General features: G+C 65.8%; 17 protein-coding genes and 1 pseudogene. 14 read left to right on the top strand and 4 right to left on the bottom strand.

All coding sequences use genetic code 11. The features are described from left to right. Positions 1-35 precede the first annotated feature (35 nt). The 8 genes and pseudogenes from pdhA (at position 36) to METLW3_RS0113550 (ending at position 8,803) form a co-directional block, all read left to right on the top strand. On the top strand, positions 36-1,073 hold the full coding sequence (gene pdhA, locus METLW3_RS0113590) for a pyruvate dehydrogenase (acetyl-transferring) E1 component subunit alpha (RefSeq protein ID WP_024880438.1): 1,038 nt from the start codon (positions 36-38) through the stop codon (positions 1,071-1,073). A 229-nt stretch (positions 1,074-1,302) separates the two neighbouring features. Continuing rightward, positions 1,303-2,745 (top strand): pyruvate dehydrogenase complex E1 component subunit beta, encoded by a 1,443-nt coding sequence (locus tag METLW3_RS0113585; protein ID WP_024880437.1) that lies wholly within the window; start codon positions 1,303-1,305, stop codon positions 2,743-2,745. Positions 2,746-2,788: 43 nt separating this feature from the next. Continuing rightward, a pseudogene (locus METLW3_RS0113580) lies at positions 2,789-3,721 on the top strand (2-oxo acid dehydrogenase subunit E2); the annotation flags it as partial. 264 nt (positions 3,722-3,985) lie between these two features. Next, positions 3,986-4,324: a hypothetical protein gene (locus tag METLW3_RS0113570; RefSeq protein ID WP_024880435.1), complete on the top strand. Its 339-nt coding sequence runs from the start codon at positions 3,986-3,988 to the stop codon at positions 4,322-4,324. A 105-nt stretch (positions 4,325-4,429) separates the two neighbouring features. Then, the gene (locus tag METLW3_RS0113565) at positions 4,430-5,167 is read left to right on the top strand and encodes a hypothetical protein (RefSeq protein WP_024880434.1); all 738 of its coding nucleotides are present in this window, start codon (positions 4,430-4,432) and stop codon (positions 5,165-5,167) included. Between the two features lie 99 nt (positions 5,168-5,266). Next, complete coding sequence (locus tag METLW3_RS0113560) at positions 5,267-7,513, top strand: primosomal protein N' (RefSeq protein ID WP_024880433.1); 2,247 nt, start codon at positions 5,267-5,269, stop codon at positions 7,511-7,513. Positions 7,514-8,354: 841 nt separating this feature from the next. Continuing rightward, a complete protein-coding gene (locus METLW3_RS0113555) occupies positions 8,355-8,615 on the top strand; it encodes a type II toxin-antitoxin system prevent-host-death family antitoxin (protein WP_024880432.1) in 261 nt (86 codons plus the stop codon). Then, positions 8,612-8,803 (top strand): hypothetical protein, encoded by a 192-nt coding sequence (locus tag METLW3_RS0113550; protein WP_024880431.1) that lies wholly within the window; start codon positions 8,612-8,614, stop codon positions 8,801-8,803. Before METLW3_RS0113555 ends, METLW3_RS0113550 begins: the two co-directional genes overlap by 4 nt. Positions 8,804-8,933: 130 nt before the next feature. Here METLW3_RS0113550 and METLW3_RS28250 read toward each other — a convergent pair whose 3' ends face one another. Next, entirely contained in the window at positions 8,934-9,812 is an 879-nt protein-coding gene (locus METLW3_RS28250) for a hypothetical protein (protein WP_157096216.1), read from the bottom strand. Between the two features lie 263 nt (positions 9,813-10,075). On the opposite strand from METLW3_RS28250, the gene hemC reads away from it, so the two are divergent. The 6 genes from hemC (at position 10,076) to METLW3_RS0113515 (ending at position 15,297) form a co-directional block, all read left to right on the top strand. Beyond that, complete coding sequence (hemC, locus tag METLW3_RS0113540) at positions 10,076-11,017, top strand: hydroxymethylbilane synthase (protein ID WP_024880429.1); 942 nt, start codon at positions 10,076-10,078, stop codon at positions 11,015-11,017. Then, on the top strand, positions 11,014-11,715 hold the full coding sequence (locus tag METLW3_RS0113535; RefSeq protein ID WP_024880428.1) for a uroporphyrinogen-III synthase: 702 nt from the start codon (positions 11,014-11,016) through the stop codon (positions 11,713-11,715). Before hemC ends, METLW3_RS0113535 begins: the two co-directional genes overlap by 4 nt. 206 nt (positions 11,716-11,921) lie before the next feature. Further along, the gene (locus METLW3_RS0113530) at positions 11,922-12,713 is read left to right on the top strand and encodes a phytochelatin synthase family protein (RefSeq protein ID WP_084484891.1); all 792 of its coding nucleotides are present in this window, start codon (positions 11,922-11,924) and stop codon (positions 12,711-12,713) included. A gap of 11 nt (positions 12,714-12,724) precedes the next feature. Then, the gene (ggt, locus tag METLW3_RS0113525; protein WP_024880426.1) at positions 12,725-14,395 is read left to right on the top strand and encodes a gamma-glutamyltransferase; all 1,671 of its coding nucleotides are present in this window, start codon (positions 12,725-12,727) and stop codon (positions 14,393-14,395) included. 26 nt (positions 14,396-14,421) lie between these two features. Then, a complete protein-coding gene (locus METLW3_RS0113520) occupies positions 14,422-14,853 on the top strand; it encodes a YeeE/YedE thiosulfate transporter family protein (protein ID WP_024880425.1) in 432 nt (143 codons plus the stop codon). A gap of 18 nt (positions 14,854-14,871) precedes the next feature. Further along, positions 14,872-15,297 (top strand): DUF6691 family protein, encoded by a 426-nt coding sequence (locus METLW3_RS0113515; RefSeq protein ID WP_245267335.1) that lies wholly within the window; start codon positions 14,872-14,874, stop codon positions 15,295-15,297. Here METLW3_RS0113515 and METLW3_RS0113510 read toward each other — a convergent pair. Genes METLW3_RS0113510 through gmd form a run of 3 tightly spaced genes read right to left on the bottom strand, consistent with a single transcriptional unit; the run spans position 15,272 to position 19,571 of the window. Continuing rightward, positions 15,272-17,695: a glycosyltransferase gene (locus METLW3_RS0113510; RefSeq protein WP_024880423.1), complete on the bottom strand. Its 2,424-nt coding sequence runs from the start codon at positions 17,693-17,695 to the stop codon at positions 15,272-15,274. The two genes, METLW3_RS0113515 and METLW3_RS0113510, sit on opposite strands and share 26 nt — an antisense overlap. Positions 17,696-17,697: 2 nt before the next feature. Next, the gene (locus tag METLW3_RS0113505) at positions 17,698-18,579 is read right to left on the bottom strand and encodes an aldose 1-epimerase family protein (RefSeq protein ID WP_198022771.1); all 882 of its coding nucleotides are present in this window, start codon (positions 18,577-18,579) and stop codon (positions 17,698-17,700) included. 8 nt (positions 18,580-18,587) lie between these two features. Beyond that, the gene (gene gmd / locus METLW3_RS0113500; protein ID WP_024880421.1) at positions 18,588-19,571 is read right to left on the bottom strand and encodes a GDP-mannose 4,6-dehydratase; all 984 of its coding nucleotides are present in this window, start codon (positions 19,569-19,571) and stop codon (positions 18,588-18,590) included. Positions 19,572-19,607: the final 36 nt, after the last annotated feature.

Below are 19,607 nucleotides of genomic sequence, written 5' to 3'. Positions count from 1 at the left end.
CAGATATTGTCAAACGACGACGAGGACGGGCGGCCATGCCGGCAGCGGACAGACACGCGAAAATCGCCGATGTAGCCAGCGCCGCCGAGGGCGCGCAGGCCGAGGGCGGCATTCTGGCCTTCACGCGCGAGCAGGAGCTATCCGCCTATCGGGCGATGCTGCTGATCCGCCGCTTCGAGGAGAAGGCCGGCCAAATGTATGGCATGGGCCTCATCGGCGGCTTCTGCCATCTCTACATCGGCCAGGAGGCGGTGGTCGTCGGCGCGCGAATGTCGGCGAAATCCACAGATCAATTCATCACCGGCTATCGCGACCACGGCCATATGCTCGCCTGCGGCATGGAGCCGAGGCGGGTGATGGCGGAGCTCACCGGGCGGCGGGGCGGCTATTCCAAAGGGAAGGGCGGCTCCATGCACATGTTCTCGCGCGAGAAGAATTTTTATGGCGGCCATGGCATCGTCGGCGCGCCGGCCCCGCTCGGCGTCGGCCTCGCTTTCGCCGATCTCTATCGCGGCGACGGCTCCGTCTCGCTGACCTTCTTCGGCGACGGCGCCGCCAATCAGGGCCAGGTCTACGAGAGCTTCAATATGGCGGAGCTCTGGAAGCTGCCCATCGTCTTCATCGTCGAGAATAATCGCTACGCTATGGGAACGTCGGTGGAGCGTTCTTCCGCGCAGGCGAATTTTTCCATGCGCGGCACAGCTTTCAACATTCCCGGCCGGCAGATCGACGGCATGGATGTGCGCGCCGTCGCCGCCGCTGCGCGCGAGGCGCTCGACTGGTGCCGCGCCGGCAAGGGGCCTTTCCTCATCGAGGCGCAGACCTATCGCTATCGCGGCCATTCCATGTCCGATCCTGCCAAATATCGCTCCAAGGAAGAAGTGCAGCGCGTGCGCGAGGAGCATGATCCCATCGAGCAGGTGCGCGCCCGTCTGCTGGCCGGCGGGATCGGCGAGGACGAGTTGAAGCAGATCGACGCCGCCGTGCGCCGCATCGTGTCCGAGGCGGCGGATTTCGCGACCAATGATCCAGAGCCAGATCCAAGCGAATTGTGGACGGATGTGGTTCTATGAGGGAAGGGCGGGCTCATCGCGCTCTTCTCCTTCTCCCGCTTGCGGGAGAAGGTGGCCCTCGCGTCAGCGAGGGTCGGATGAGGGCCCGCGATTTTTCTGCTCCTTCGAGACTTACGGCCCGAGGCGGTTGTTGCAGCGATAGCCCTCATCCGACCCGGCTTCGCCGGGCCACCTTCTCCCACAAGTGGGAGAAGGGAGCGCGCGCCCTCTTTATTGTGCGGATAAATCCATGACCGTGAATGTCCTCATGCCCGCGCTGTCGCCCACGATGGAGCAGGGCAAGCTCGCCAAATGGCTCAAGAACGAAGGCGACAAGGTCAAGGCCGGCGATGTCATCGCCGAGATCGAGACCGATAAGGCGACGATGGAGGTGGAGGCCGTGGACGAGGGCGTGCTCGCCCGCATCCTCGTGCCGGGCGGCGCCGAGAATGTCGCCGTCAACACGCCCATCGCCGTCATCGCCGAGGAGGGCGAGGAGATCGGCCCCGCGGAGGCTCCGCCTTCGACGCCGGCCGCCGCCCCCACCGAGAACGCCGCGCCTGCGCCCGCCAAGGCGCCGGATATTCCAGCCTCCGCTCCGCAGGAGGCGGCTGCCGCCGCCGCCGTCCCCGCTGCGCCGGCCGCGACTGCGGCCGAGCCCGCCGCTCCTTCGCCCGCAGTCGCCGTCCCCGAAATTCCGGCCGATACGACGCTCCTCCCCATGACCATGCGCGAAGCTCTGCGCGACGCCATGGCCGAGGAGATGCGCCGCGACCAAAATGTCTTCGTCATCGGCGAGGAGGTCGCGGAATATCAGGGGGCGTATAAGGTCACGCAGGGCCTGCTGCAGGAATTCGGCCCGCGCCGCGTCGTCGACACGCCGATCACCGAATATGGCTTCGCCGGCCTCGCCGTCGGCGCCGCCTTCGCTGGGCTGCGGCCGATCTGCGAATTCATGACCTTCAATTTCGCCATGCAGGCGATCGACCACATCGTCAATTCCGCGGCCAAGACGCTCTATATGTCCGGCGGGCAGATCAATTGCCCCATCGTCTTTCGCGGCCCCAATGGCGCCGCCGCCCGTGTCGCCGCGCAGCATAGCCAGGATTACGCGGCCTGGTTCTCGCAAGTGCCGGGGCTGAAGGTCGTCGCACCCTCCAACGCCTCCGACGCCAAGGGGCTCTTGAAGAGCGCCATTCGCGATCCCAATCCCGTCGTCTTCCTCGAGAACGAGATTCTCTACGGCAAGCAATGGGACACGCCCATGCTCGAGGATTTCCTCATTCCCATCGGCAAGGCGCGCATCGCGAGGCCGGGAACGGATGTGACGCTCGTTTCCTTCTCCATCGGCGTCATCCATTGTCTTTCGGCCGCCGAGGCGCTGGCCAAGGAGGGGATAGAGGCGGAGGTCGTCGATCTGCGCACGCTGCGGCCGATGGATGTTCCCGCCATCATCGAATCGGTGAGGAAGACCGGCCGCTGCGTGGCGGTGGAGGAGGGCTGGCCGCAATGCGGCATAGGCGCGGAGATCGCCGCCCGCGTGCAGGAGGAGGCCTTCGATTATCTCGACGCCCCCGTTCTGCGTGTCACCGGCAAGGACGTGCCCATGCCCTATGCCGCCAATCTCGAGAAGCTGGCTCTGCCTTCCGTCGCCGATGTGATCGCGGCGGCGAAGGCTGTTCTCTATAGGTGACCTCATGGCTCTCTCTGGAGACGAGCGGCTCGCCCCCGGCGGAGCCGACGGACGCATCTTCGCTTCCCCCTTGGCGCGCAGGCTGGCCAGGGAAGGCGGACTCGATCTTTCCGCTCTGAAGGGCTCCGGCCCGCATGGCCGCATCATAGAGCGCGATGTGAAATCGGCGCTCGGCTCCGGCGCGCGGCCCGTGGCGGCGCCGTCTTCCGCCCCGGTGATCGAGGCGCCGGTCGGAATGTCGGACGCCGTGGTGCGCCAGCTCTTCGCGCCCGGCTCCTTCACCGAGGTTCCTCATGATTCGATGCGCAAGGCGATCGCGCGGCGCATGGTCGAGGCGGTGCGCACGATTCCGCATTTCGCGCTGCAGACGGATTGCGAGATCGACGCGCTGCTGCATCTGCGCGAGGATTACAACAGCGCCGCGCCCAAGGGCGCGAATGGCGAGCCCGAGTGGAAGGTCTCGGTCAACGACATCATCGTCAAGGCCATGGCGCTGGCGCTGCAGAAGGTTCCCGACGCCAATGTCACCTTCACGCAGACGGCGATGCTGAAGCACAAATCTTCCGATGTCGGCGTCGCCGTCTCCATCCCCGGCGGGCTGGTGACGCCCATCGTGCGCAACGCCGAGACCAAGAATTTCCGCGAGATCGCGATCGAGCTGAAGGATTTGGCGCGGCGCGCGCGCGAACGAAAATTGAAGCCCAATGAATATGAGGGCGGCGCGACCGCCGTCTCCAATCTCGGAATGTTCGGCGTCAAGAATTTCGCCGCCGTGATCAATCCGCCGCATGCGACGATTCTCGCCGTCGGCGCCGGCGAGGAGCGCATCATCGCCAGAAATGGCGCGCCCGCCGTGGCGACGATCATGAGCGTCACCCTCTCCGTCGATCATCGCGCCGTCGATGGCGCGCTGGGCGCCACGCTGCTCGCGGAGTTCAAGCGGCTGATCGAGCATCCGGCGGCCATGCTCGTCTGAGCGGCCGTCGATGGGCGCGGCGCGCGAGCAGCCGCGCCGCCCGTCTCCGTAATAGCGCGTATAACGTAACGCGAATATTTCACGAAGCTCACACGAACCTCGCATAACCTTCGCGTAACATGATTTTCAGCCGAAAATTCCAAAAATTCCTTTGACGATACGCTCTCCCGACAGGACGGTGACAGGGCGCTGATCTATGATGGCGTCCATTCGGTCATCGGCGACGCTCGGATCACGAGAGATTTGCCCAAAGGAGATTTCGAGATGGATCATGTCTCGCGCGACGCCCAGGGGGGCTGGCGCGACCTGTCGCTCTATCTTCCAGCCCGCGCGCGGATGCGTCCCATTCTGCGGCGCAAGGCGCAATCCCTCGTTCACACCGGCGCTCTCTCTCCCGACTGCATCGTCACCTCTATTTTCGAGACCGGCGAATCTGTGATGTGCGTCACGCAATTCGCATTCGGCGGAGGCGCGCGCCACACGCTCATCGCGCCGCTCGCGCAGCTCGCTTTCGATCGCGGCGGACCGCTGTCGAAGGAGATCGATCTTTTGCGCGCGCGGCCCTCGCGCGCTCTCGGCCGCCGGCCCCCGGAGATTTCTTAACGCTTCGTTCATCGGCTTGTGCGCGCGAGCACAGAAGCTCGGAGCCCCGTCCCGCAATATCTCAGCGTTCGAAACGAGCAAGAGACATTGGGACGGAGCATTGCGATGACCGATTTTGCCAAGAACCTTTTTGATTTCATCAAGAGCGTGACCCTGGCGACGGCGATCGGCGCGCCGACCGCCGCAGCCGGGGTCTTCGTCTATGAGCGGCCCGACTCGGCGCTGATGCTGCTCTCCAAGGTTCAGTCGGTCGAGATCGGCGATTTCAAGCTTGCGCTCGGACAAAAGGCTTTCGAGATCAACCCCGATCTCGGCGCGAAAAAGAACTCCATGGGCGATCTCATCGCCCGCGCGCGAAACCTCGGGCCGCGCGAGGTGGAGCGGTTGATCCATCTTCTTCCGCTCGACGCCGCGAGCATGGACAGGCTCGGCGCCGATGCGGTCAAATGCGACTATGACAGAGCCGATGCGCGAACGCGCCTCTTTGCCGTCATCGACAAATCTCTGGAAGAGAAGAAGCTGGTCGAGATCATGCGGCGTGACGAGCTGATCGATCAAAAGACGCATGAGGTCTATGGTCCTCCGAGCGCTTGCTATCGTGTCGTCCTCACCGCGCTCGGCGCCGATGTGAAGTCGATGATCGTCTCCGAATTGACCCGTTATTTCACCAGCGAGCTGGATGTGGGAGCGCCCCCGGCCGCCGTCAAGCCCGCGAGCGACAAGCCTGCGAGCGACAAGCCCGTGAGCGCCAAGCCGGCGAGCGAGAGGCCGGTGAGCGAGCGGAGCCGGACGAAATTCGCCCAGCCCCGCCGCGACGCGGCGAAGCGGATCGCCGCCCGCTGAGCGCCCGCCGCCCAAAATATCGGAGCTTCGTCCTTCGGTCGTGTTTTCTTCAAGCGAACCAATTCCCACTTCGCTCGAAAACACTTTAAGACAACGCCCATGAGCGGCGAGGCGGACACGAGGGAAGGGGCGCAGATCGTCGAGATCCTGCTGCCGGTGGCCGTCGATATGGCCTATTCCTATTACGCGCCGCCGGCGCTGCGGCTTTCGCCGGGAGATTGCGTCGAGGTTCCGCTGGCGACGCGCAAATCCTTCGGCGTCGTCTGGTCGGTCGCGCCGGCGGGCGCCGCCGGGCCGGGCAATCTCAAATCCGTCATCGCCAAATATGACCGGCCGCCGCTGGGCGAGACGTTGCGCAGCTTCGTCGATTGGGTGGCGCGCTGGACCTTGGCGCCGCGCGGCATGGCGCTGCGCCTCGCCACCCGCGCGGTGGAGGAGGCGGCGCCGGAGACGCCCCGCGTCGGCTATCGGCTCGCCGGTCCGCCGCCCGAGCGCATGACGGCGGCGCGGGCGCGCGTCATAGAGGCGGCGGAGGGCGGCCTCACTTTCTCCAAGGGCGAGCTCGCCCGCGCGGCGGCCTGCTCCAATGGTGTCGTCGATGCGCTGGTCGACGCCGGCGCGCTCGAGGCCGTCGCTCTGCCGCCGGAGCCCGTCGCCGGCGCGCTGGATCCCGATTTCGCGCGCGCGCCGCTGGAGGCCGAGCAGCTCGCGGGCGCCGAGGCGCTGACGAGCGCTGTGGAGCAGGGCGGCTATCGGCCCTTTCTGCTGGAGGGCGTCACCGGCGCCGGCAAGACGGAGGTCTATTTCGAGGCCGTCGCGGCGGCTCTGCGCGCCGGCGGGCAGGCGCTGGTCTTGATGCCGGAAATCGCGCTCACCGCGCAATTCCTCGAGCGCTTTGCCGCGCGTTTCGGGGCCAAGCCCGCCGAATGGCATTCCGGCGTCTCCGAGCGCAAGCGCGCGCGGCTGTGGCGCGGCGTCGCGCTCGGCGAGGTGAAGGTCGTCGCCGGCGCGCGCTCGGCGCTGTTCCTGCCCTTCTCGAATTTGCGGCTCATCGTCGTCGATGAGGAGCATGAGGCCGCCTATAAGCAGGAGGATGGCGTCGCCTATCACGCCCGCGACATGGCGGTGGTGCGCTCGAGGCTCGAGGGCGCGACCATCGTGCTCGCCTCGGCCACGCCCTCCATCGAGACGCGCGTCAATGCGCAGACCGGCCGCTACGGCTATCTGCGCCTCACCGCCCGCGCCAATGCGAGGCCCATGCCGCGGATAGAGGCGATCGACATGCGCGCCAATGGGCCGGAGCGCGGACGCTGGCTCGCGCCGCGGCTGGTGGCGGAGGCGCAGGAGACGATCGCGCGCGGCGAGCAGGTTCTCTTCTTCCTCAATCGGCGCGGCTATGCGCCGCTCACTCTGTGCCGCAGCTGCGGCCATCGCTTCCGCTGCGAGAATTGTGACGCCTGGCTGGTCGAGCATCGCTTTCGCCGCGCGCTGGTCTGCCATCATTGCGGCCATGTCGAGCGCCGCCCGCACATATGCCCGGAATGCGAGGCGGAGGATTCGCTCACCGCCTGCGGGCCGGGCGTCGAACGGCTGGCGGAGGAGGCGGCGATCCTCTTCCCGGACGCCCGCACTCTGGTGCTCTCCTCGGATTTTCCAGGCGGGCAGGAGCGCTTGCGCCGCGAGCTCGCCGAGATCGCGGCCGGCGCTTTCGATATCGTCATCGGCACGCAATTGGTGGCCAAGGGGCATAATTTCCCCTTTCTCACTCTGGTCGGCGTGGTGGACGCCGACAGCGGGCTCGGCAGCGGCGATCCCCGCGCCGCCGAGCGCACTTTTCAGCTGCTGAACCAAGTGACCGGCCGCGCCGGCCGCGGCGACAAGCCGGGCAGCGCGCTGATTCAGAGCTGGCAGGCCGACCATCCGGTCATTCGCGCCATTCTCTCCGGCGAGGCGGAGGCGTTCTACGCGCAGGAGACGCGATTGCGCGAGCGCGCCGGCCTGCCGCCCTTCGGACGCCTCGCGGCGCTGATCGTCTCGGCCAAGGACGCCGGCGCCGCCGAGACCCATGCGCGCGCTCTGGCGCGGGCGGGGCATTCGCTGCCCTCCACCGATCGCTATCGCGTCGCCCCGGCCGGCGGCCTGCCGGAGGCCGATGAGATCGTGGTGCTCGGCCCGGCCGAGGCGCCCATCTCGCTCATTCGCGGGCGCTATCGTTTCCGCCTGCTGGTGAAGGCGCCCAAGAGCGCCGATCTGCAGGCCTATCTGCGCGCCATGCTGGCGGCGGCGCCCAAGGAGCGCGGCGGCGTGCGCGTGGCTGTGGACGTCGATCCGCAGAGCTTTTGGTGATTTAGGAAAACAATCCCCTCATCCTGAGGCGCTTTTTGCGGAACGCAAAAAGCCTCGAAGGATGCTCCGCGCGCCGTGGCCGACCCTTCGAGACGCCTGCTGCGCAGGCTCCTCAGGGTGAGGGACTGTGTTTATGCGCCCGCGCGAGCGCGCCCCGGCGCCGTGCGGCGCGGGGGTGGGAAAGGGCGTTTCGGGACGCTCCGGCCCCTTACGGCCGTTGCGCGAAAAAATTCGATCGGGTCCAGAGTGTCCCGAAACGCGGTTGTCGTTCTCGTCGACATCCCGAGGCTTGGTCGAACCCGCGAATCCTGGGGTTTCTCGATCAAGACGCGATCGAGTCCGACGGCCTGGGATCACGGAGCGGTTCTTTTTTCTCCCTATGGACGGGAGAAGAACGCCGCCCGGCGACGCGCTGCCTGTCCATGGACGGGGGTCGCCATCCCGGATGGAGCCGCCCCCCGCCCGCACCCCACGACCCGAGGAGCGCGCCCTTTGTGGGCGGGAGTGGGAGGGGCATAGGAATATTTTCAGGTGTGTCAAGGAGGGGGAAGGCGGAGTCTCCGTCATGGCCGCGTTGAGCTGCCATGACGATAGGAGCACGGAGATCGGCTGAAGGACAATAGTCCTCCCCCTCATGCTGAGGAGGCTCCGCAGGAGCCGTCTCGAAGCACGAGGGGGAGTTCCAGATGGCCGCGCACGAAGGTTTCCTCGTCCTTCGAGACGCCGCTTCGCGGCTCCTCAGGATGAGGAAACCTTCACCCGATCGCCATGGAGGCATGACGAGGGGGGGCGTGCCGCAATGCTGTATTTGCTGCATATTACAGCATTGTTGGAGGGTGAAATGTCCGAGTTCGGCACATTCTCGACCAGCGACCTCTCGCGCAAATCCGGCGACATAATCGCCGAGGCGCTGCGTCGTCCGGTCACCATAACGCAGCGCAACAAGCCGCGCCTCGTCCTCTTGAGCTATGAGGATTATCAGCGGCTCAGAACGCGCGCCGATAGCCGAATAGCGCATCGGATCGAGACCATGCCCGATGATCTTTTCGACGACGCCAAGGCGGCGCTCGCGGCCTATGAGGCCGAGTCCGACGAGCAATGAGCTTTCGCGAATTCGCGACGGGCGCGGTCATCCGCTATCCGTTCTTGTGGTCGCATGAGGCCGAGGCGGCCGCGACCGAGGGCCGCAAGCCGCGACCCGTCGCTGTCGGATTCCGCGTCCCGCGCCCGACCGGCGACGTGCTGCTCTTGTTCCCGATCACCAGCAAGTGCGTTTTTCCTGCCCTGTGATCGTATGCGCGAAGCCGAAGCGCCGAGAGCCACACATCGGACAAACACCATCATGCGTTTGTCGGAACCGCGAGAAATGTCGCGTCACTCGCTCGCTCGCTGGACCGTCTTGAAAAGTTGGAAGAGAAGGTTAAAGCTCTGGCTTCGATTGAACGACGTAAAGCTGTGCGTTGAACTCGCGCAATCCAATATCAGCGAGTCGTCGCAGTGGTTCACGCTCCGAATGCGCCTTCGAGGGGGGCACGGTAGCAGGTGGAATGGCGCTCTCCTGACGTTTACGGAAGAGCTCACTCGGACTCTCGCGCGAAACCTCGACCGTCGGAACCGCTTCGTCATCGCCCATTTCCTTAGCGCGGGCACTGACTCGCTTGCGGGAGCGAGTACGAGCGGCTTCGGCCTTCTCTACTGCCTTGCCGATGGTTTGCCTGAGCGGCTGTGCGTCATCGGTCAGTTGCTTTTTCAACAGTGCCTCCAACTCGGCGGCTCCATATCCTTTGATCATCTTCGGTTTGGACATTATGACGGCGCTACTTCCGTCGAAAGAAAGATGATGGGCTTTGTCATCCGCGAAGCTTCCGATCATGCGAGGCCGGACAAAAAAGGACCGTTGCCGGACGAGGCCTTTGAGGAAGGCGGTATCAAATTCTTCCTTACGATGGAACATCGGGGCTGCATAGAAGACGAAGTTGGGAGCTTGATCGAGTTCTATCAACATCTCATGTTGTTCGGAGTCGGCCTTTCCAGTGATTTCGATCCGATAGAACGGTGGCACCAACGGCGCGCCTGCACGAATCTCGCGAGCGCTTCGCCGAGTCAGGCAATCGGAGCGCTTAAACTGAAGGAAGAGCGGAATTCCGGGTGCCTCGAGTTTCACGTCATACCCGCCACCCGCACGCCCTTCCTCTATTAGAGAGGGAAATATTGGTGCAGCCGTAAGACTGCCGAGCGCCAATACGAACTCATGAGAGAGCGCAAAGCCGAAGGAAAATTCCGAGATAAGCGATTTCATTCAACACGCATAATACTGAGATCGTGCTCGATGCAAGCGTGCCGGTTGACATTGATTCAACATCGGTGACGCCTACGACGAGTGAATTTGTCGAGCCGGGTAGCGAAGAATAGCCTGTTCGCTCTGCTGTTTGGTATCGTACGAAGTGCGGTGGAATACGGCCGATCTGGCACAATGACGCCCCACGTCCCCCTCCCGCCCGCTTGTAGCCCGCCCGCTTTTCCCTATAGTCCGCCTCGACAATTCCCACGGCGGACGAGGCTATGACGACCACACAATTGCGCATCGGCACACGCGGCAGCCCTCTCGCTCTGGCGCAGACGCGGCAGCTGCGGGCCTTGCTGGCCGCGGCGCTCGGCCTCGAGGCGGAGACGCTGCCGATCGAGGTCATCCGCACCACGGGAGACATGATCCAGGACCGGCCGCTCTCGGAATCGGGCGGCAAAGGGCTGTTCACCAAGGAGCTGGACGTCGCCCTCATCGAGGGGCGCATCGATCTCGCCGTGCATTCCTCCAAGGATTTGCCGACGCATCTGCCGCCTCAGATCGCCATCGCCGGCTATCTCCCACGCGAGGATGTGCGCGACGCCTGGATCGGCCGCAATGGCGCGACGCTCGACGCGCTGCCGAAGGGCGCGGTGGTGGGCACGGCCTCGCTGCGGCGCGGCGCGCAGGTGAAGCGGCTGCGGCCGGATGTCTCCATCGTGCTGCTGCGCGGCAATGTCGAGACCAGGCTGCGCAAGGTGGAGAGCGGCGAGGTGGACGGCACGCTGCTGGCGCTCGCCGGGCTCAAGCGGCTCGGCCTCGAGCGCCACGCCACCGCCATTCTGCCGATAGAGGATTTTCTTCCTGCCGCCGGACAGGGCGCCATAGCCGTCACCAAGCGCGCCGGCGATGTGAGCGTCCGCGAGGCTCTGGCCGCTATTCTCGATCCGGCGACCGCCGCCGCGCTCGCCGCCGAGCGCGCCTTTCTCACCGTGCTGGACGGCTCCTGCCGCACGCCGATCGCCGCCCATGCCAAGATCATCGGCGACAAGCTCATAGGCGAGGAGATCGAATTCCACGGCATGGCGCTGCGGGCGGATGGCTCGCAGGTCTATGAGGCGCGTCGGCGCGGGCCGTCCATGGATGCGGCGTTGATCGGCGACGCCGCCGCCAATGAGATTTTGCTGCGCCTGCCCAATGGAGTCGCGGGTCTCACATGAGGCGCGTTCTCGTCACGCGGGCGAGAGAGGACGCCGAGCGCACGGCGGAAGAATTGCGGCGGCGGGGCTTTGCGCCGCTGATCGCGCCGGTTCTGGAGATCGCCGCCACGGGCGCGCCGATTCCGGCCGAGCGCTTCGACGCGGTTCTGGCGACCAGCGCCCGCGCGATTCAATTCGTCGAAGGGCTCGCGGCCTTGCGCGCGCCGTTTTTCGTCGTCGGCGGCAAGACGGCGCAGGCGCTTTCCGCGCGCGGCGCGCTGGTGGAGGCGAGCGCGCCCGATGTGGCGGCGCTGACGCTTCTGCTCGGCGCGCGCTTTGCGGCGCCGGCGCGTTTTCTCTATCTCGCCGGCCATGATCGCAAGGACGATCTCGAAAGTTTCTTGTGCGCGCGCGGCCATGTGGCGACAGTGGTCGAGACCTATGAGGCGCGCGCCGTCGCCGCTCTCGGGCAAGAGGCCCGCGCCGCTCTTTCGGCCGGCGAGGTGGAGGCCGCGCTGCATTATTCGGCGCGCAGCGCATCGATCTTCCTCGCTCTGGCGGATGCGGCCGGCGTCCCGGTCACGCTTCGCGCGCGCGTCACGCATCTCGCTCTGTCGGAAGATGTCGCGCGCGTGCTGCGCGCCGCCGGCTGCGCCAATGTGCGCGTCGCCGCGGCGCCGGATCAGGCGAGCCTTCTGGCCGCGCTCGAGGCGCAATAAAGCCGCCTTCGCGGGTCAAAAATTGCATGGCGCTCGTCGCGCCTCTAGCTTGTGTCGGCGCGACCTCGACGGTCCGTTTCTCCGAGGACGAAATGACGAAGACGTCGATCTCATACGGTTTCCGTGTGAATGCTTCGCATTCCGCGGGATCGTCATTGCGAGGAGCGGAGCGACGAAGCAATCCAGAGCCGCCCCAGGGCTCTGGTTTGCTTCGCTTCGCTCGCAATGACGGCCGGGGCGGTCACGCGGAAACGATCTCGCGGCGGCGCTCGGCCGCTGTTCTCGCGCTTCTCTTTTGCGCGATCGCCGCCGCAGTCTCGCCGGCGCTGGCGGAGCGGCTGCCGCTTTCGGATAATCTCGTCGATCTGCGCAGCGCGCAGGGGCGCGAATGGTTTCTCGAGGCGGAGGCGCGCGAGGCCTATTGGCCGCTCTCCTCGGAATTCGTCACGCAGAAGAACGGCTCCTTCTGCGGCGTCGCCACTCTGGCGATGCTGCTCAATGCGCTCGACATTCCCGCGCCCGCCGGCGGCGAGGGGCAGGGGAGCTTCTCGCAGGACAATCTGTTCAGCGAGAAGACCGAGGCGGTGGTGAAGCAGGAGAACATTCTGCGCCGGGGCATGACGCTGGACGAGTTCGGCGGCCTCGTCGCCAGCTTCGGCCTCGAGGCGAAGGTCACGCATGCGGTGCAGAGCTCGCTCGCGGCGTTTCGCGCCAGCGCAATCGAGCAGCTCTCGCGCAAGCGGCGCCATGTCGTCGTCAATTATCAGCGCGCCGCGCTCGGCCAGACGCGCAGCGGGCATATCTCGCCGCTCGCCGCCTATGACGCCAAGACGGATCGCTTTCTGCTGCTCGATGTCGCGCGCTACAAATATCCGCCGGTGTGGATCGCGGCCGCAGAGCTTTTCGACGCGATGAACACGATCGACGCCGGCAATGAAGGACGCAGCCGCGGCTTCGTGCTCATCGGCCCGCCGGCGGGAATAGGCGGCGGACAATGAGCGACGCGCGAATGCGATCTATTCTTGCGCTCTGCTTTTCCGCTCTCGCCTTCGTCGCCGCCGCCGAGCCGGTCGCGACTGGGCGGCGCGGAATGGTGGTGAGCGAGCATCATCTCGCCAGCGACATAGGGCTCGACATATTGAAGGCGGGCGGCAACGCCATCGACGCCGCTGTCGCCGTCGGCTATGCGCTGGCCGTCGCGCATCCTTGCTGCGGCAATCTCGGCGGCGGCGGATTTCTGCTGGCGCAGCTGCCGGGGCAGGGCGCGCGCTTCCTCGATTTTCGCGAGACCGCGCCCGCGGCCGCCGGCGCCGATCTCTTTCTCGACGCAAAGGGCGCCGTCGACAAAGATGCGAGCCGCAACGGCTATCGCGCCGTGGCGGTTCCGGGGACGGTGATGGGCCTCGAGACCGCCCACGCCAAATACGGCCGCCTGCCGCATGAAAAAATCATCGCGCCGGCGATCGCGCTGGCCGAGCAGGGGTTTGTTCTCGAGGAGGCCGATATTCGCGTGCTGCGCGCGGCGACGCGGCTGAAGTACAGTCCCGCGGCGGCGAAAATCTTCTCCCGCGCAGACGGCTCGCCTCTGCAGATCGGCGATCGGCTGATTCAGAGCGATCTCGCGCGTCTGTTGCGCGAGATCGCGGCGCAGGGGCCGCGCGCTTTTTATGAGGGGCGCATTCCGCAGGCGATCGAGCGCGCCGCTCATGCCGAGAATGGCGTGATCGCGGAACAGGATTTCGCGATCTATGAGGTCATGGAGCGCACGCCGATTCATTGCGTCTATCGCGGCTATGATTTCTATTCCGCTGCGCCGCCGAGCTCGGGCGGCGTCGCGCTGTGCGAAATATTGAATATTCTCGAAGGCTATGATCTCGCCGCGCTCGGCTTTCACACGCCGCAATCCTCGCATCTTCTCATCGAGGCGGAGCGGCGCGCCTTCTTCGATCGCAACAGTTCGCTCGGCGATCCCGATTTCGTCAGCAATCCCGTCGCGCGTCTCACCTCGCGATCTTATGCGGCGGAGCTGCGCGCGAGCATCTCTCCCGATCATGCGACGCGCTCGGTCGATCTCGCGCAAGGCGCCGCGCCGCGCGAGCGTTTGCAGACGACGCATTATTCCATCGTCGACGGCGAGGGCGGCGCGGTCTCCGTCACTTATACGCTCAACGGCTATTTCGGCGCGCAGGTGATGGCGCCGGAGACGGGCGTGCTGCTCAATGACGAGATGGATGATTTCTCCGCCGCGCTCGGCGCCGCCAATGGCTTCGGCCTCGTGCAGGGAAGCGCCAACGCCATAGCGCCGGGCAAGAGGCCGCTCTCCTCGATGTCGCCGACCATTGTGATGAAGGACGGCAAGGTCGCGCTGGTTCTCGGCAGCCCCAATGGGCCGCGCATCATCTCGGTGACGCTGCAGACGGCGCTCAATGTCATCGATCATCACATGTCGCTGGCGCAGGCGGTGGCGGCGCCGCGCCTTCATCACCAATGGCTGCCGGATGTCGTGCTGGCCGAGCCCGGCGCGCTCTCGGAGGAGACGCGCCGCCGGCTCGAGGCGATGGGGCATAGGATAGAGGATCACGCGCCCTTCGGCGCATCGGAGGCGATAGAGATCAGCGAGGGCGCGATGACCGGCGTCAATGATCCGCGCTCCGCGGCGGGATCGGCGCGCGGCTATTGAGCCGAGGCGGGGAACGGGGGACGAGGATGCAGATCGATTGGGCCAATTTCACGCCGTGGAGCGCGGCGGCGGGCGGCGTTGCGATCGGGCTCGCCGCCGGCCTCATGATCCTGCTGCTCGGACGCATAGCGGGGATCAGCGGCATTGTCGCCGGCCTGCTGCAGCCCATAAAGGGCGATGCGGCCTGGCGCCTCGCCTTCGTCCTCGGCCTCGTCGCTTCTGCTGCGTTTTTGCGTCTTCTCGGCGCAGTGCAAACGCCGATCTTCGACATAGGCTATGGCGCGACCATCCTCGCCGGATTGCTCGTCGGCTTCGGCGCGCGTCTCGGCGGCGGCTGCACCAGCGGGCATGGCGTCTGCGGCCTGTCGCGCCTGTCGCCGCGCGCGCTCGCCGCGACCGCCGCCTTCATGACGAGCGGCGCGCTCACTGTTTTCATTCTGCGCCACATAATGGGTTGAGCCATGACGAGATCGACCATGACCGCTTTCGCCATCGGCCTGTTGTTCGGCCTCGGCCTCTGCATCTCCGGCATGAATCTGCCGAGCAAGGTGAAAGGCTTTCTCGACATAGCCGGCGCTTGGGATCCGTCGCTGGCCTTCGTCATGGGCGGCGCCATAGGTGTCGGGCTGATCGCCTTTCGCTTCGCCCGCACCCGCTCGCGCGCGCTGCTCGGCGATGAGATGCGCCTGCCGACGAGCAAGGCCATAGACGCGCCGCTGCTGTTCGGCTCGGCCATATTCGGCGTGGGCTGGGGGCTGGGCGGCGTCTGCCCTGGACCGGCGATTGTCGATCTCGCCTTTCTCGATCCGCAGATCATCGTCTTCGTCGTCGCCATGCTCGCCGGCATGGCGCTCGAGAAGAGCGCGCGCGGCCTGTTCAGCGGAGCGCGCCGAGGCGCATGATCTCTTTTATGCGCGCGTCGAGCCGTTGTGCGAAAGCGTCGGTCGAGAATCGCGTCTCGGCGAGCAGGCGCGCCGCGGCGACCTTGGCCTCGCGCGCCGCGCGGTCATGGAAGACGGCGCGCATCGCCGCGACGCTTCCCGCGTGATCGGGCTCCGCCCAGAGCTGATCGCCGCGCATGCGCGGATATTCGCCAGGACCGACCGGAACGAGGCGATAGGGCGCGAGAAACGCCGTGCGATCGTCGCAAAATTCCATATTGCCGGAATAGGCGGTGGCGATCACCGGCGTCTCCAGCGCCATCGCCTCCAGCATATGATAGCCGAAGCCCTCGGCGCGATGTAGCGAGACATAGCAATCGGCGCCTTCGATCAGCGCCATCTGCTCCTCATCGTCGAGAATGCGATCGACGAGCGCGATGCGCTCGCATTCGGCGACGACATTGCGAATGGAGCGCCACACATCCATCTCGCGCGGCGCGCGCACGCGATCGACGCTATGCGTCTTGATGACGAGCTTGACCTTCGGCTCATGCGGGAAGGCGGCGAGAAAGGCGCGCATCACGCCGAGCGGATTCTTGCGATAGACGCCGGAGAGCGCGTCGCAGGAGGTAAGAAAGACGAAATCGTCGGCGCGCGCAATGTCTGCATAGGCGAGCGCGCGCGCCGCCGCGCGACCCTTTTTGCGCACGGGCCGCGCCGATGTGCCGACCGTACGAGTCGGCCGATGGACGGCCAGCGTATCTTTTGTGAAGTCCGAGGCCGACCAGAGCTCGTCGACGAGCGTCAGGCCGAGCATTTGCGCCGGATGCGGCGTCGCCATCTCGAGATAGGGAAAGCCGATGAGCCGGCCCTCGGACCATATGTCCGGCAGATAGGCGATGGCGCTCGGCAGCTCCTCGAGATTGAGATGGAGAATATTGATCTTCGCGCGTCGCAGCGTCGTCGGCAGCGGCGCGGCGTCTTCGCGAATGCGATTGGGATAATCGAGAGTGAAGTCGCAGAGCCGCAGCGAATAATCGAGGCGCTCGAGCGCGGCGGCGAGCGCGCGGCAGCTGTCCGCTATGCCGAGCTGTCGGCTGAAAGGGCCGATGAGCTGAATGTCGACGCTCTCGCCGCCCGGCGCCGGCAGCGTCGCCGAATGCGCGCGATGGCCGGCGGGCGTGCGCGAACGAAAGTTCCGCGCGCCGAAATCATAGCCCAGCGTCTCGATCGCGGCGCGCCAATGCGCGATATCGACGCCGCCGGCGCCGAAGAGGCGTCGCGACTCTTCATCGAAGGGCGCGGCGCCCGCCTGCGGCGTCAAAAACGTCTCGAGCCAATCTGGCGGAATAAAGCGCAGATAATGCGGCGCGCGAGCGGCGAAGAGAAGCACGGCGAAATAGGCCGCGCGCCGCTCGCTCTCCTGCGCGAGATCGGCGCCGCGCAGAATCGGATGCGCGTCGAGAAAGCGCGTCATGAAAACAGAGAGCGGGAAGCGCGCGCCCGTGTCCTCATGTGAGCGCAGCAGCGCCTCATGCGCCGGCGCGATGAGGCAATCCTCGACATTGAAAGCGGCGGCGCCGTAAGCGGCCCAGCGAAATATCGCCTCGAGCCGCGCGGTCGCGCTCGTATCCTGCGGCGTCTGCGCGAAGAGGCGCATCGCCCGGCTCGGCGCGAGGCGATCCTGCGCCGTCGGCCCCTCACAGAGAAAGTCTATGTCGCGCGCGGAGAGCGGTATGCGCAGAGGGCGGCGCGCGCGGCCGTAGAATTCCACATAATGCGCGAGAAAAGCCTCGCGATCGGCGATCGAGATCGTCGCGTCGAATTTATCGGCGAGGTCCCATTTGTAGCGATTTTGGTCCAGATAGGCGCAGAGCGTCTCGCCGAGAATGGGCGGCGGGGCGGGGACGGGCGTCGGCGCGAACAGAAGCTCCGTCCGGCGCAGAGGCGAGCGCTCGGCGCGCGCGGCGTCGTCGCCGGCGAGGACTCCGGCGCGAAAGGCGCCTGCGAAAGTCGTGCGCAGATAATCCTCGCGGCCGAGGCGGCGCGCGAGGAGCGGGCGCTCTTCCGTCGCGGTCAGCTCGAGCGGTGTTTCGGCGAGGGCGAGGACGCGAATTCGCGTCTCGGCGCTGCGCAGGAGAGCGGACGGAATTTTGACGTCGAAGCCGTGGCGGCCGTCGCCGAAACCATGGGCGGCGAGATCGTCGCGCGGCCGATCCGCCAATTGTTGGGCGACGAAGACGCCATCGGCGAAAATATCGACGAGCACGCGCCGGCCCGAATGGGCGGGACAATAGGCCCAGCCGTGAACGACGCCATCGGCGGCGCCGTCCAGCCGGCCGACAATGTCGAGATCGCCGGTCGGAAGGCCGAGCGAGCGCCGCAGCAGCTTGATCGCATGGCGCTTGGCGACGCCCATGCTCAGTCTATCTCTATGCGCAGAGTGAAATCGCGCGTCTCGCCGGGGCGCGCATGCGCGATGCCGGGCTTCTCATCGAGCTGGCCGGCGAAGCCGACCGGCGAATCATAGCCATGCCACGGCTCTATGCAGAGGAAATCCGCGCCCGGCTTGGACCAGAGGCCGAGATGCTGGAAGCCTTCCCAGGCGATTTGCACGGATCGTCCGCTGCCGCAGCAATAGACGAGGCTTTTGCTCGCCAGAGTGTCGAAGATGATCGCGTCATCGGCGAACAGCTCCTCCCGCAGCGGCAGCGTTCGCCCCTCGACGGGCGAATCCTTCATGCGGCCGAGAAGCCCGCCGGTGAGCTTGCGGATCGGCGCCGGCTCATGGCGCTCGAAATTTATGCGGCTCTTCGCCTTGGCGGCGTCGCCGAGCGGCCAGCGAAAGGCCGGATGCGCGCCGATGGAAAAATGCATGTCCGCGTCGCCGAGATTGGTCACGCTGTGGCGAATGTCGAGACGCGGACCGTCGAGGGTGAATTCCACCTCGAGCAGAAACTCGAAAGGGAAAACCGCGCGCGTCGCGTCGCTGGCGCGCAGCGCGAAACGCGCCGAATGCGGAGAGGCCTCGACGATGGAGAACAGGCTGTCGCGCGCGAAGCCGTGCTTCGTCATCGCATAGCTGTGGCCGCGATAATCATAGCGGTCCTGCGCCAGCCGGCCGACGATCGGAAACAGCAGCGGACTATGCTTGGGCCAGCTCGGCTCGCCGGCCCAGAGATAATCCACGCCATCGCGCGTGCGCAGCGATTGCAGCTCCGCGCCTTTTACAGAAATGAAAGCGGCGAGGCTGTCCGAGGACAAGGCCACGCCGTCTTGCTGCTCACTTTTCGACCCGGTCACGTGCGCCCTCAGGCTTTCGCCTGCTTCAGCCGCTCGAGATCGGCGTCCACCATCTCGCGGATGAGCTGGTCGAGCGAGGTCTCGGGCGCCCAGCCCAGCGCCTTGCGCGCCTTGGAGCTGTCGCCGAGCAGAATATCGACCTCCGCCGGGCGGTAGAATTTCGGATCGATCACCACATGCGCCTCCATGTCGAGGCCGGCATGGGCGAAAGCGATGCGGCACATGTCGCGCACTGTGGTGGTGACGCCCGTCGCCACCACATAATCGTCCGGCGTCTCCTGCTGCAGCATCAGCCACATGGCCCGCACATAATCGCGCGCATGGCCCCAGTCGCGCTTGGCGTCTATGTTGCCGAGGCGAAGCTCCTTGGCGAGGCCGAGCTTTATGCGCGCCACGCTATCCGTGACCTTGCGGGTGACGAATTCTATGCCGCGCAGCGGGCTCTCATGGTTGAAGAGAATGCCCGAGGAGGCGTGCATGCCGAAGCTCTCGCGGTAATTGACCGTGATCCAATGGCCGTAGAGCTTGGCGACGGCGTAAGGCGAGCGCGGATAGAAGGGCGTCTTCTCGCTCTGCATCGGCTCCTGAATGAGGCCGTACATCTCGGAGGAGGAGGCCTGATAGAAGCGCGCGCCGGGGGCGCCGAGCCGCAGCGCCTCGAGCACATTGGCGACGGCGACGGCGGTGATGTTGGCGGTGAGAATGGGCTGGCGCCAGGAGGAGGCGACGAAGGATTGCGCGGCGAGATTGTAGACCTCGTCGGGCTTCACCTCCTGGACGATGCGCAGCAGGCTGGAGAGATCGCCGAGATCGCCGTCGAGCAGCTGCACGTCATTGGCGACGCCGAGCCAGCGCAGGCGATGGTCCTCGACGCCGCGATGCGAGGAGCGGCGGATCACGCCATAGACTTCATACCCTTTGCCGAGCAGAAGCTGTGCGAGATAGGCCCCATCCTGTCCGGTAATGCCCGTCAGCAGCGCGCGTTTCGTCATGCACCCCTCTTAATTCAAATCCACTTTCGCGGCTTT

Origin of the sequence: Methylosinus sp. LW3 (genome assembly GCF_000527115.1) — a bacterium.
Taxonomy (GTDB): Bacteria; Pseudomonadota; Alphaproteobacteria; order Rhizobiales; family Beijerinckiaceae; genus Methylosinus.
Note: the sequence above shows the minus strand (reverse complement) of the source record. Positions and strands in the feature narration are given on the sequence as shown.